At 62.1% G+C, this 13,862-nt stretch carries 10 protein-coding genes and 1 tRNA gene; 7 read left to right on the forward strand and 4 right to left on the reverse strand.

Features of this window, described 5'->3' with window-relative positions; genetic code table 11:
* The first annotated feature begins 206 nt into the window (after window positions 1–206).
* The 7 genes from MKI86_RS00260 to MKI86_RS00290 all read left to right on the forward strand — a co-directional run bounded on the left by MKI86_RS00260 (window position 207) and on the right by MKI86_RS00290 (window position 9,669).
* Window positions 207–1,466, forward strand: a complete 1,260-nt coding sequence (locus MKI86_RS00260) for a ferredoxin reductase family protein (RefSeq protein ID WP_241595618.1) — start codon at window positions 207–209, stop codon at window positions 1,464–1,466.
* A gap of 101 nt (window positions 1,467–1,567) precedes the next feature.
* Window positions 1,568–4,783, forward strand: coding sequence for a c-type cytochrome (locus MKI86_RS00265; protein ID WP_241595621.1), 3,216 nt, complete (start codon window positions 1,568–1,570; stop codon window positions 4,781–4,783).
* Window positions 4,784–4,846: 63 nt separating this feature from the next.
* Window positions 4,847–5,740, forward strand: coding sequence for an OmpA family protein (locus tag MKI86_RS00270; protein WP_241595625.1), 894 nt, complete (start codon window positions 4,847–4,849; stop codon window positions 5,738–5,740).
* A gap of 2 nt (window positions 5,741–5,742) precedes the next feature.
* Entirely contained in the window at window positions 5,743–7,299 is a 1,557-nt protein-coding gene (locus MKI86_RS00275; RefSeq protein WP_241595627.1) for a caspase family protein, read from the forward strand.
* Window positions 7,299–8,816, forward strand: coding sequence for a caspase family protein (locus MKI86_RS00280; protein ID WP_241595630.1), 1,518 nt, complete (start codon window positions 7,299–7,301; stop codon window positions 8,814–8,816). The genes MKI86_RS00275 and MKI86_RS00280 overlap by 1 nt, the downstream gene beginning before the upstream one ends.
* Before the next feature lie 147 nt (window positions 8,817–8,963).
* Window positions 8,964–9,039 (forward strand) — tRNA-Lys (locus MKI86_RS00285).
* A 291-nt stretch (window positions 9,040–9,330) separates the two neighbouring features.
* Complete coding sequence (locus tag MKI86_RS00290; protein ID WP_241595633.1) at window positions 9,331–9,669, forward strand: hypothetical protein; 339 nt, start codon at window positions 9,331–9,333, stop codon at window positions 9,667–9,669.
* Window positions 9,670–9,762: 93 nt separating this feature from the next.
* Here the strand turns inward: MKI86_RS00290 and MKI86_RS00295 are convergent, their stop codons facing one another.
* From MKI86_RS00295 to MKI86_RS00310, 4 genes are all read right to left on the reverse strand, one after another.
* Window positions 9,763–10,770, reverse strand: a complete 1,008-nt coding sequence (locus MKI86_RS00295) for an inorganic phosphate transporter (RefSeq protein ID WP_134651877.1) — start codon at window positions 10,768–10,770, stop codon at window positions 9,763–9,765.
* Entirely contained in the window at window positions 10,770–11,414 is a 645-nt protein-coding gene (locus tag MKI86_RS00300; RefSeq protein ID WP_241595635.1) for a DUF47 domain-containing protein, read from the reverse strand. The genes MKI86_RS00295 and MKI86_RS00300 overlap by 1 nt, the downstream gene beginning before the upstream one ends.
* A gap of 124 nt (window positions 11,415–11,538) precedes the next feature.
* On the reverse strand, window positions 11,539–12,114 hold the full coding sequence (locus MKI86_RS00305; protein WP_241595638.1) for a hypothetical protein: 576 nt from the start codon (window positions 12,112–12,114) through the stop codon (window positions 11,539–11,541).
* Between the two features lie 79 nt (window positions 12,115–12,193).
* Entirely contained in the window at window positions 12,194–13,648 is a 1,455-nt protein-coding gene (locus MKI86_RS00310; RefSeq protein WP_241595641.1) for a TrkH family potassium uptake protein, read from the reverse strand.
* Window positions 13,649–13,862 lie beyond the last annotated feature (214 nt).

The raw sequence follows: 13,862 nt of genomic DNA on the forward strand, positions 1-13,862 counted from the left end.
CTGTCGATTCGACTGACGGGTGGAGGCTCGTCGCGATCTGGCTCGGCCCATTCTCACGGTTTGCAGCTTTTTGGACTGTGCGCCAAAAGGCGGCGAATAAAGCCGCGTGACCACCCGTCGATAGGAGGATTGCGGTTGACGAATGTCATGCGTCCTTGCAAGCATGCCGGCATTCAGGACCGTTCAGTTCCATCTTGGGGGATAGATTGACCGCGGGTTCCATCGTCGCGACTCTGCTGATCGTGATCGCCGGCGTGCTTGCCGTTCCGGCGGTCAGCCATACCAATGGCGGAACGACCCTGTCCCTGATGGCCTCCTCGATGGCCTTCGTCGCGATGGCGATCGCGCAGTTCATGGCCACGCGGCCGCCGCTGGTGGAACGGCTGTTCGGCGGGCTCGACCGCATCTATCATTTCCACCGCAAGATCGGCATCGCGGTGCTCTGTCTTATCCTCGTGCACTATTTCGTGGCGCCCGATTTCCAGGGGCTTTCGCTCACGGGCGATCTCAACAGGCTCGCCAAGACGGCCGGCGAATGGGCCTTCTACGGCTTCGTCTTCCTGCTCGTCCTCAGCATCGTGAAGGTCATTCCGAAGACGCGCTTCCAGATTCCGTATCAATACTGGCGCTTCACCCATCGGTTCATCGGCTTGTTGTTCGTGCTGGTCGCCTTCCATCAGATGTTCATCAAGCGCCCCTATGACAGCACGGCGCTGCTGGCGGTCTATCTCAACCTCTTCGCGCTGCTTGGCATCGTCAGCTATGCCTATACCCAGCTTCTGCCCTGGATTCGCACGCGAAAATACCAGGTTGTGGATGTCGAGCGCCACGAGGGCGCAACGATCATCACGGCAAAGCCCATCCGCAGCAAGCTGAAGGCGTTGCCCGGCCAATTCGGCTTTTTCCGCGTCAACAAGGCCGGGCTGCGCGAGCCGCATCCCTTCACCATCGCGGGTATCGATGAGGACGGCACGGTGCGCTTCGCCATCAAGCCGCTCGGCGACTATACGAAAGCATTGCGGGAAACGGTGGCTGTTGGCGATGCGCTGACGCTGGAGGGCGGATACGGTCATTTCAACCACAAACGCGGTGGCAAGAAGCAGATCTGGCTTGCCGGCGGCATTGGTGTGACGCCGTTCCTCGCCATGGCGAGCCGGCTGACGGGCGACGAGGGCCAGGACATCCACATGGTGTACTGCGTGCGCGATGGTGCGGAGGCGATAGGTGTCGAGACGTTCCGCGCGCAGGCCGAAAAGCTCGGCAATTTCAGCTTCGTCCTGCATAATTCCGCGACCGACGGGCGGCTCGATGCGGCAAAGCTCGTGTCCGGAACGGCGATGGATCCCGCTGAAGCCGACCTGTGGTTCTGCGGGCCGCCGCCGCTCCGGCTGGCTATCGAAAAGGGATTGAGGGAACTCGGCAAGCCACCGCGCCGCGTCGAGTTCGAACGTTTCGAATTTCGCTAGGGCAGTTCCCGCGGAAACTGCGCGGCGGTTTTGTATGCGGAATTGTCGGAGAGATCAGATTTCCAGCCGGGCAGCCGGCTTTTTGAAGTGAGGGACAAGCCATGCGCGCGTTCAATATGGCACTTTTTCGCCCGATGCCGCGCCTTGGCGCGCTTCTCGGCCTGGCGATGGTGGCGTTCTGTCCGGCCGGGGCATTCGCCATCGATCCGTTCGCGCCGGATGCCTACGGCACCTACCAGGCGAATGTCGAGAACGGCAAGGTGCTGTTCGGCGCCGCCGGCTGCGGTGCCTGCCATGGCTCCGGCGACAATATAGAGCTGCTTTCCGGCGGTATGGAGATGCAGACGGCCATCGGAAAATTCTTCGCACCGAACATCTCGGCGCATCCGAACGGCATCGGCGGCTGGTCGAATGCCGACTTCCTGAATGCCGTGATGGCCGGCCTCGACAAGAAGGGGGACAATCTCTACCCGGTCATGCCCTACACGTCCTATGGTGGCATGAAGCCGGAGGACGTGCTCGATATCAAGGCCTATATCGAGACGCTGCCGCAATCGGACGCGGCCTCGAAGGAGCACGAGATCGCGTTTCCGTTCAGCCGGCAAACGACGATCACGTTGTGGAAGCGCAGCCATTTCACCGTGCCGGCATACCAGTCGCGCGAGGAAACCCAGATGGAACGTGGCCGCTACCTCGTCGAGAATGTCGGCGGTTGCGGCGATTGCCATACGCCGCGCACCGCCACCTACGGCCTCGACCTTGCACGCGCTTATGAGGGCGAGAAAGGGCTGACCGGCGCGGTTGCGCCCGATATCACCAAGGCGCGCATGGGTGGCCTTGCCTCGCATGAGGTCTTTACCAAGGGGCTGATCGAGGAGGGCAAGAAGCTCTCCGGTTCGCCGCTGGCCGACCCCGTCATGCGCCACATCGCGAAGGGGCTTTCGGCGCTTTCCGACGAAGACCGCCAAGCCATGTATGCCTTCCTCGCGGACCGCGAGGTCAAGGTGACGCCGGTGGAAACCAGTGCGACACCCGTGTGCAGCGAGGCCACGGCCGAGACGGCGCTGACGGCCGGCGGTGGCAGTGCGGAATTCGCATCCGCTGCCGATGCGTTCATCGGAAAATATTGCCGCAACTGCCATGGTCCGGGTGAAAGCTCGCAGGGCTCGTTCCCTTCGGGCGACCTTGCCTCGATTGCCGCCAATCCGGCGTTCGTGACGCCCGGCGACGCATCCAAGTCGCTGCTTTACACCAGCGTTACCAGCGGCCGCATGCCGCTCGGCAAGCGGCCCGACGATGCGGAGGTGCAGAGCCTTGCCAACTGGATCAACTCGCTGAACAAGGCTTCAATTCCGACGGCGGTTTCCGCGAGCCAGACGCAGCGCTCGCGGCCGATGCTGAAATATCTCGATTTCGTGGACCTTGCGCTACGTGACATCTCCAAGGTGGACGAACACGACCAGCCGTTCATGCGCTATTTCAGCTATCGCGACCAGTATAACGGCATGATGAGCTGTGAGACGCACGAGACCTTCCTCAAGCGCATGAAGGTGCTGGCGGGCGGCTTCAAGAAGCTCGTCAATTCGCTGTCCTACGGACCGGAGCTTGTCATTCCGGAGGAAGTCGAAGGCTCTGACGGCCTGCTTGTGCGCATCGACCTTCGCGACCTCCAATGGAGCGAGGACGACTACGACTTCCTGATCAACGAGTATTTCTACGGCGTCGATCCGGCCAGCAATTCGCAGCTGCATGCGCTTGCCAAGGCCACCCAGACGCAGTTGCCGATCATGCGCGTCGACTGGTTCATGAGCAACGGCGCGCGGCCGAAGGTCTATAACCGCCTGATGAAGCTGCCGACCAACATCATCGAGCTGGAAAAGCGCTTCGGGGTGAATGTCGAGCAGAATATCGAGCGCCGCCGCATCGTACGCGCCGGTTTCGCGGACGGCTCGTCCGGCGTTTCCGACCACAACCGCATGCTGGAACGGCACGACATGCCGTTCGGCGGCTATTACTGGAAGTCCTACGACTTTGCCGGCGATGTTGGCCGTCAGGTGCTGAAGCGCTTCCCGGCCGGGCCGGACGGCGTGCGGCTGAAGGCGGGGCTCGAGCCCTTCGAGCACGATGGCGGCGAGATGATCTTCTCGCTGCCCAACGGCATGCAGGGCTATTACCTGTCGACCAACAAGGGCGACCAGCTCGATATCGGCCCGACAGCCATCGTCTCCTTCCGCAAGCGGCCGATCGGCAAGGGAGTGGAAATCATCAATGCCCGGTCCTGCTTCGACTGCCATTTCGACGGCATTCTGTCGAAGCGCGACCAGCTTCGCGAGCATATCCAGACCTCCACGCTGTTCTCCAAGGACCAGCAGGACGAACTGCTCGCCGTCTATGTGCCGCAGGAAAAGCTGAACGAGGCGTACAAGCGCGACACCGAACGTTTCGTCAGCGCGCTCGACCGTCTCGGCATTACCGAAGCGACGGCTGGCGGCGGCAAGACCAGTCTGAAGGCGCCGGGCGGGGCGGAGATCTTCACCTACTTCGCCGACAAGTATGAGGACGAACTGAATTTCGAGCAGCTGGCTGCCGAATTCGACATGACGCCGGAGGAGTTCGCCTCCGATATCCGCCGCGTCAACGACGTCAATGCGTTGCGCATCGGGCTCGACTGGGTCGCGACGCTCGAGGCGGGCTCCACCATCCCGCGCGTCGAGGTGGAGGAGCAATTCGCCCTCATGCTGGAGCCATTGCAGCAGCTCCAGCCGCTCAAGCGCGGTGTCAATCATGAGACCGTGGCCATCAACACCGCTCATACCCAGCCGACCACCGACCAGGCACAGACGGCCTATGCCGTTCCCGCCTACAAGCAGGACGACAAGGCGCAGGCCGACAAGGTGAAGCTTGCCGTGCATGTGGCTTCGACAAGCGCGAAGGTGGGCGATTACCTGAGCTTCGAGCTTTCCACCAACCATGCCTGCGAATTGCAGGTCGTGTATGTCGAGGATACGGGCAAGGTGGAGATCATCCCGGATGTGATGATCGGCAATACCACGCTCAATCCGGGCGAACGCCGTCTCATCCCGCAGGCGGGTACGGGCAATCTCACCTTCGATACGCCGTCGGACGGCGAAACCCTGATTGCCTTCTGCCGTATCGGCGGGCTGGGCGACCAAAAGCTGACGCCTGAAAAGGCCCAGCAGCTGGCGGCGAAGTCGAAGCTGCCATTGACCCGCGGGCTTGCAATCAACCTTGCAAAGCAGGCCGAGCAGGACAATGGTGCGAGCGGTCTCCAGATGGTGACATTCGAGATCAAGTGACAGTGGGGCAGGGGTGACCGCACCCCTGCCTGACCATTCGAGAATATGAGGGCTGAACCGACAATGCTGATGCGTTCCCTTGCGGCGACATTCTTCGTGCTGGCCGGTGCTGCGCCGGCCGCCGCTACCTGCGACGCCTTCAAGGGGGTTGTCGAGGCATTCAACGCCGGCGACGCGCAGAAGGCGCATTCAATCGCGGAGACGGCCGGTACTGCCAATTGCAGCGCCAACGAGCGCACGCTGGTCGGCCGCATCGCCGGCCTCACCGCCTTCAACCGCATTTCGACGGCGGTCTCCGGCGGCGACAGGCTCGACGCGCACCGGGTTGAACTGGAGAACCTCCAGAAGGCATATGGCGGCCCCTGGCAGGTGGTCGACGCGCTGGGCGATCTCGCGCGCGAGCGCAAGGACTACGAGGCCGCCGCCCGCTTCTATCAGATGGCGCTGGAGGACGGATCGAACGAGACGCTGACGCCGGAATGGATGGCGCCCGACGAGCAATACATTCTGCGGCTCGACAAGCTGGCCAGCGAGATGCGCCTTGCCGCGCCACGGCCGGTGCAATTGGCCATGCGCGGTGGCTGCAAGGTCTCCTTCCGCGGCGTGAAGATCAAGAAGAAATCGACGCCCGTGCGTTATGTCTTCGGGACGGCGGATTTCACGCCTGATGGCGTTGAGGCGGCCAAGGATCTTGCTGAATGCCTTAAGGCGGTGAAGCCGGACGCCATCACGCTGATAGGTCACACGGACCCTGTCGGTTCCGCGGCCGCGAACTACAAGCTTTCGCTCGCCCGCGCCGAGACGCTGAAGGCCTATCTGCACGATGCCGGTTATCCCGGCACGATCGCCACGGTCGGGAAGGGCGAGGACGAGCCTTTCAAGCCGGACGATGCCAGCGCCTATGACACGGAAACACTGAACCAGTTGCACCGTCGCGTGGAAGTGGACGTGGAATGAGGATGCACAGACCCCTCTACCGCCTGCTCGCGTTTTCGATTGCCTTGGCGCTTCCCGCCCCGGTGCTTGCCGCGCAGACTTACGGGCTCGTGGTCGGCGTCGATAAATATCCCAACGACGTGAGCCTAGAAGGCGCGGTGCGTGATGCCGAGGATGTCTATCGCGCGATGTCGTCCGCAGGGTTCGATGTCGTCAAATTCACGAACGAACAGGCGCGCAAGGACGATATCCGCAAGGCCTGGACGGACCTTGTAGCGAAAGCTGCCGCGGGCGATACGATCATCTTCACTTATGCCGGCCACGGCGCGCAAATGCCCGAACTCATCCCGGGCGACGAGGCCGATGGGCTGGATGAATTTCTCCAGCTGCCCGGCTTCGACCGCAACCGCGCCAACGAGACCTTCAACGAGATCATCGTCGACAACGAGATGAATGCCTGGTTCGGTGAGGCCGAGAGCAAGGGTGTGCATGTGCTCTTCGTGTCCGACAGCTGCTTTTCCGGTGGCATGAGCCGATCGATCACAGGCAAGACACGCCTTGCGCCGGCGGTGACGGTGAAGCTCTCAGCCCCGTCGCAGGAGGCGATCGAGGGCGCGAAGGTCAAGGAAATCGACTTCAAGCAGGTGACGGTGCTCGCCGCTTCGCTCGAAAGCCAGCCAACGCCGGAGGTCATCATCGACGGCGAGCCGCGCGGCGCCTTGAGCTGGAGTTTTGCACGCGCGGTGGAGGGTAGTGCCGACCGGGACGGCGACGGCGTGATCACCCGCATCGAGCTGGAAGATTATATCTTCAGCAACGTGAAGAACCGTTCTGAAGCCCTGCAGGTGCCCAATTTCATGCCGCAGGTGGCGCGCTCGGAAAGCGAGGTCGTGGTGCGGCTGACGCGCGGTCTTCCGGTCGATACGGCCGAAGGCGCTGCAACAGGCGCGGCACACAAAGTCATGAAGCCGGCTAAGGATCTTGGCTGGACGGGCCAGATCGCTCTGGAGATCACCGGAGCCGCCGAGCGGCCGAGCAATGCCGAAGGCACCGGCACGCCGTTTCGCTGGGATGTGGATAGCGGCGTGTTCTACACGCCGAATGGCGATGTTGCGGGCGAGAATGTCGGGGCGGACCGCATCCAGTCGGTCGTCGACAAGTTCGTGCTGCTGGATTTTCTGAAGGCCATGGCGAGCCAGAATCCGGGCTCGGTCTCGCTCAAGCCTGCCCGAGATATCTACGCGGCCGGCGATCGCCTGCGCTTCGACGCGCCGCCCGGCCGCTATCCCAATATGCTTGTCTTCAATCTCGCCAATACCGGCGAGGTGCAGTTCCTCGACATGCAGGCGGCGGGCACCGAAAGCGGGCAGTTCAAGCTGACGGATGTCGAGGTGGTGAAACCCTATGGTGCAGACCATCTGATCACCATCTGGACGGCGGAGCCGGTCGATGCCATTGGCGCCGTGCTTGCCGATCCGAAGGTAACACCGCAAACCCTGCTGCAGGCGCTCGTCACGCGTCTCGACGGCAAGGAGGCCAGTGTCGCCATCCAGCCCCTCTATACGCGGGAAACGCTCTGATGATCCGTTATGCCGCTGCCCTTCTGCTTTCGCTGTCGTTGCCCGCCGTCGCCGCCGCTGCGGACCGCGCGCTGGTGATCGGCATTGGCACCTACGCGAACCTGCCGGAAAAGATGTTCCTGGAAGGCCCGAAGAACGATGTTCCGCTCATCGAGAAACTGCTGAAGGAAAAGCTCGGCTACGGGGCGGACGCCGTTCGCGTCCTGCGTGACGCGCAGGCGACGCGGGCCGCCATCCTCTCCAGCATCGACGAATGGCTCATAAATGGTACGCAGCCGGGCGACCGCGTCTACCTCTACTTTTCCGGCCACGGCCTGCAGGTGAAGGATGTGAGCGGCGACGAGGAGGATGGTCTGGACGAGGCGCTGTCGACCTATGACATCGTGGCCGGCGACGGGGACTGGTCGAACGTGATCCTCGACGACGAGATCGACGCCATGCTCGCCAAGCTGAAGGACCGCGCCGTCACCATTGTCATCGATGCCTGCCATTCCGGCACCATCTCGCGGTCCCTGTCGACGGAAGTCGGCGACGCCATGGAAAGCGCGCGCTTCCTGCCGCGACCCCATGCCAAGCCGGGCGATGGGGCGAAGACGCGCGGTCTGCGCGTCGATGTCGTCCTGGTGAAGCCCGAGGTCACCAAGGAGAGCGGGGTGGAAGCGTGGAGTGCGGCCTCCTCCTACCAGGTCGCCTGGGATGACACGCGCCTGCCGCCGGAAGAGCGTCACGGCGTCTTCACGCTGTCCTACGTCAACGGTCACGAGATTTCGGCCGCCGACAGCAACGGCAATGGCATTGTCTCGAATGCGGAACTGCTCGAATACGTCAAGAAGCAGTCACAGGCCTATTGCGCGGCGCAAAGCCAGTGCCAGGGCCTCGATCCGCAGCTCGAGGTGAACTATGCGCTGCTCGGCGCCAGCGCCTCAAGCACAACGGTTTCCGCCACCGACACACAACAGCAAACGCCGGATTACGGCAAAATCGAAGAGGTCAAGGTCGAGGACACGGCGCAGACCGCGTATGTGGCAGCCGACCCGGTCGATGCCGTCGGCGACATCCTCGGCAAGGCCGAGAGCGGCGATATCGCGGTCGCGCTTTCGTCGGATCATCTCAAGAACGGCGACAGTTTCCGCATTTCCGTGACAAGCCGCACGGGCGGCCATCTCATCCTTTACGACGTCGACACGGACGGCAAGGCGACCCAGATCTTTCCGAATGAAGCGGCGCAGAAGATCACGCGATTGGCGCCCGGCACGCCGATCACCATTCCCGACGATTATTACGGCTTCGATTTCGAGGCCGAGGGCCCGAGCGAGAATGTGCTGGTCGCCATCGTCGTCGCCGACGATGTCGATCTCACGGGCGTGGCACCGACCGGCTACGGCCTGACCAAGGAACTGGATGCGCGCACCACCATCGCCGACATCGCCGGCACGCTCAAGCAGACCTGGACGCGCGATGTCGAGAATCGCAGCGTCAACTGGTCGCTCGGCCTCATGAAATACACCGTACACTGAGCCAACCGGCCGCGGCGGCTTCCCGCGAGGGCGAGGCGATCCACAGTCCGTTGTAAAAGCTGTTTTCCCGTGCATTTTCCGGGTTGACCATGCACAACCTCCTGCATATGTTCCGCCCACTTCCGCGGGGCGCTTCGCACCGCCTGGGAGCGCGTAGCTCAGCCGGTAGAGCAACTGACTTTTAATCAGTAGGTCCAGGGTTCGAATCCCTGCGCGCTCACCACCTTGATCTCTTCAACAGAGAATTTCTTTAAAACCGTCAGATGTTCGTCCGGGGATTTCGACTTGTCGATGTCGCTAGATCCGCTGACGGTGCCTTCATGCGTCAGGTTCTCTTCTCTGGCGTTTGACAAGCGCGGCGCTGGTGCTAGATCGGGGGCGGGGAAATCCGGCCGGGCCGGGTGTCTTTCATTGTTTTGTTTTTACCGCGTAATCCGGTGCCGATGCGGTTTGCGTCGGGCGGGATTGGTGCACAATGGCGGCAATTCATTTTTACGGTAGGGAATAGGACTTCATGAGATACGCGTTTTTCGCACCTTTCGTACTGCTCGGCCTCGCAATGCCCGCATCGGCGGCACTTTCCGGGTTCTACGATGCGGCCGAGCAGGTTCAGGCGGTCATTGGCAGTAACAAGGTTTCGTCGGCCATGGGCGAGAGACCGTTCGATACGCTGGAGCAGGTTCGCACGCGCGACAACGGGCAGATCGAATGGCGGGTGCAGAACTCCGAATGCTACGTCATCGTCACGCTGACGCCCGTTCCGCCGGCTGGCGTGGGCAAGACGACCTATAAGGTCGCCAATGTATCTGCCTGCGAGGGAAGCGATCTGGAGAGCGAAGAGTCCGGATTCTGAGGTATCCGAGCGGCCGTGATGGTGCCAGTTGTCGCCGTTTGAGACGGCGCAAGCCCGGTGATGTTGCTGTCACCGGGCTTTTCCGTTTCTTGATCAGCCCGAAATGGCGGCGAACACCAGGTAGAACAGGGCCGAGATGGCCGCGGCCGAGGGCAGCGTGATGATCCATGCCCAGACAATGTTGCCGGCAAGGCCCCAGCGAACGGCCGTAACGCGACGGGCCGCGCCGACGCCGATGATGGCGCCCGTGATGGTGTGCGTTGTCGAGACGGGAATACCGAGCCAGGTGGCGGCAAAGAGGGTTATTGCCCCGCCGGTTTCCGCGCAGAAGCCCTGCATCGGGTTGAGACGGGTGATCTTCGAACCCATCGTGTGGACGATGCGCCAGCCGCCCATCAGCGTGCCGAGCGCCATGGCGGCCTGGCAGGTGATGACCACCCAGAAGGGCACGTAGAATTCTCCGCCGAGATAGCCCTGCGAATAGAGAAGCACCGCGATGATGCCCATCGTCTTCTGGGCGTCGTTGCCGCCATGGCCGAGCGAATAGAGCGAGGCCGAGATGAACTGCATCACGCGAAAGGTGCGATCGACGGCAAACGGTGTCTGGCGCACGAAGATCCAGGACACGGTGAGGACCAGGATCAGGGCGAGGAAGAAGCCGATGGCGGGCGACAGGAAGATGGCGCTCGCCGTCTTGATCAGGCCGCTCCAGACGACGGCGTCGAAGCCCGTCTTGGCAAGGCCTGCGCCCACCAGGCCACCGATCAGCGCATGCGAGGAGCTCGAGGGAATGCCGAAGATCCAGGTCACCACGTTCCAGATGATCGCTCCCATAAGGGCAGAGAAGATCACGAGCGGGCTGACGATGGAGGGGTCGATGATGCCCTTGCCGAGCGTTTCGGCCACATGCAGGCCGAAGAACAGGAAGGCAATGAAATTGAAGAACGCCGCCCACATGACGGCATATTGCGGGCGAAGAACACGCGTGGAGACGATGGTGGCGATGGAGTTCGCCGCGTCGTGCAGGCCGTTCAGGAAGTCAAAGAGCAGCGCGATGCCCACGAGGGCGATGAGCAGCGGCAGGGCGAGGGTGGCGTCCATCAGACGTTCTCGATCACGATGCCGCTGATTTCGTCTGCCACGTCCTCGAAGCGGTCGACGACCTTCTCCAGTTCGCTGTAGATCTCGCTGCCGATGATATAGGCCATCGGGTCGGTCTTGCCGTAGGTCTTGAAGAGTTCTTTCACGCCCTGATCGTGCAGTTCGTCGGAGCGTCCTTCGACACGGGTCACTTCCTGGGCAATCGTGCTGAGGCGATCGGCGTGCACGCCCACCTTGTCGAGCAGAGGAATGGCTTCGGCGATGAGATGGGCGGCCTTGACGACGGCCGCGCCCATTTCCTGCATGCCGGGCTGGAAGCTCGTCTGCTCGTAGAGGCGGATGGTCTTGACCATCTTGTGCATCATGTCGATGGCGTCATCCATCGACTGGATCAGGTCCTTGATGTCGCCGCGGTCGAAAGGCGTGATGAAGCTGCGGCGCACGGCAAGCAGCACCTCGGCCGTAATCGCGTCCGCCTCGTCTTCCAGCGCGACGATGCGGTCGCAGTGTTTTTCCATGTCCGGGCCGCCGGCCAGGACGGCCTGGAGCGCTTCGGCAGCGCCGACGACGGTGCGGGAATGGCGCTCGAAGAGGTCGAAGAATCGGTCTTCACGCGGCATGAGTTTGCGAAACAGCGAGAGCATGGGTGCCCCTTACATGGCTGGGGTTGTCATGTCGCTGTCATAATTCAGCGCCCATGCGCTGGAAAGCACGGATTCGGCCTTGTCACAATTCTCTCAAAGCCTGTGGAAAACTTCGGTAGCCGGCTTATTGCACGATCTTGAAGGGTTGTTCGCTGATGGCGACAGCACCGCTCGCCGTGTCGCGAAAGCGGTAGCGCAGCACGTAATCGCCGGCGGGCGGGCCGCTGAGATTGAGCGTCAGCTTGGCGAAGACTTCCTGGTTGCGCACGGTCCCCTTGAAATCGAAGGAGCCGAAGGCCTTCTGTTCGGCGAGTTTGGCGCCCTTTGGATCGAGGAGTTCGAGATCGACGGTGAAATGGGATTCCAGATTGCCGCCATCGACCGCCCGCCAGGTGAGGCCGACGGGCTCAACATAGGAAATCAAGGCTTCTCCGGATCTGAACTCCGACGTGGGACGCGTTGCGTACATGCCGTATCCCTCGGGAGGCGCGGCGACGAACACAGCCTTGCCGATCGTGAAGGGGAGCGTGGCGGAGAAGGCGCCGAAGGCGTCGCGGATGGTGTTGTGTGCCCCCACGGGATCACCGGCCACGGCCTGTTCCTCCGCCTTCCTCGCGGCATCGGCAAGCGGTCCGGCGAGCGCCGGCGGCGCCAGCGACGCGGCAAGAAACAGGGGCAACAGTGACTTCGACACGAACATTCCGTCTTCCTCCAGCCGATTTCGGCAAGATGCGGAGAAGCGTGACAACAGTCAAGAACGCCCGAGGGACTGTACCCGGTCAGCTTTTCCAGAACAGCGGTGTCAGAACGACAAGCACGGTTAGGATTTCCAGACGACCGAGCAGCATGAGGAACGAGAGAAGGTAGAGTGCGGCATCGTGAAAAATCGCGAACGAACCCGACGGGCCGATGGCCTCCGTGACGCCCGGGCCAACGTTGGAGAGGGAGGTGGCAGCGGCCGAGACGGCCGTCAGAACGTCATAGCCCATGAGGCCGAGCAGGATGGCGCCGATCGCAGATATGCTCACATAGGTGAGGAAAAACAGGAAGACCGTGCGCTGGAAATCGACATCCACCGTCATGGTCCCGTAGCGCACGGCATGAATGCCATCGGGATAGATCAGGCGGTAGAGGCCGGTGCGCATGAAATTGAACAGGATGATCAGCCGGTAGGCCTTGAGGCCGCCCGCGGTGGAGCCCGAACAGCCGCCCATGAAGGTTGCCACGAAGGCGAGTGCCACGATGAAATGGCCCCACTTCGTATAGTCATCGCTGACGAAGCCTGTCGTGGACAGGATCGAGGAGACGGTGAAGAAGGAATGCGCCAGCGCCTCGTGGAAGCTCACGCCGTTCTGCAGCCGCTGAAAAATGCTGGCAGCGATGGCGAACAGCACGAGATAGCCGAGAAAGACGCGGATCTGCGGGTCTCGCCAGGCATTGATCCGGCCACGCACCACGAAGAGGATGAGGACCGAGAACGGCAGGCTGGAAAGCGTCATGAAGAAGGTGGCGGCCCACAGGAGCGGCAAGCTCTTGAAGTAGCCGAAGGAGGCATCATGCGTCGAAAGACCGCCGGTCGCGACCGTCGACATGGCGTGGTTCAACGCATCGAATCGGGTCATGCCCAGGGCCGCATAGGTGACGGCGCAAATGAGGGTGATCGACACATAGATCGCGAGGAACGCGCGCGTGTAGCTGGCGATGCGGGCGAACGGCTTGTCGGCGGTATCAGACGATTCCAGCTTGAAAAAGGACATCCCGCCGACGCGCAGGTAGGGCATGATGAAAAGGCCGAGCGCGAGGATCCCGACGCCGCCGAGCCAGTGCAGCAATGACCGCCACATCAGGATTCCGGGCGGCGCGTGATCCAGTCCAACGATGACGGTTGATCCGGTCGTGCTGATCGCGGAGACCGATTCGAAGAAGGCCTGCGCGTAGCTGAGCTTCATAGAGGACAGCCATAGCGGGATGGAGCCGATGATGCTGGCCGAAAGCCACAGCATGTTCACGACGAGAAAGCCCATGCGCTTGTTGAAGGGCGGTGGGCCGGAACGGGTGGCCGCGGCCGTGGCAAGCGAAAGGCCCCCGGTGAAGAAGGCGGACAGGAAGAAGACTTCCGAATCGGGATGGCCGTAATAGACGTCGATAAAGGCCGGGACGAGCATCGCCACGGACATGTACATGCCGACGATGGCGGCGATATTGATGGCGGAACGGAAGATCGTGGCGTTCAAGGTTGGTCTCGATGAGGCCATCTCGGCCAGGGCGGGTGGAAACCGTCGCGTCGATATGCCATAGCCTCTGCGACGTCCAAACTCAAGGACGCCCCGGGGTGATGGGATTGGCTGCGCCCTGCCACGCATGGGCGCGCCACGGGATCGTATAAGGGTCGGAAGAATGATCGTCTTTGTCTGTCTCTGTCCTTGCCGAAGGCACGACATGCAGCCT

Source organism: Shinella sedimenti (genome assembly GCF_022601905.1).
In the GTDB taxonomy this organism is placed as follows: domain Bacteria; phylum Pseudomonadota; class Alphaproteobacteria; order Rhizobiales; family Rhizobiaceae; genus Shinella; species Shinella sedimenti.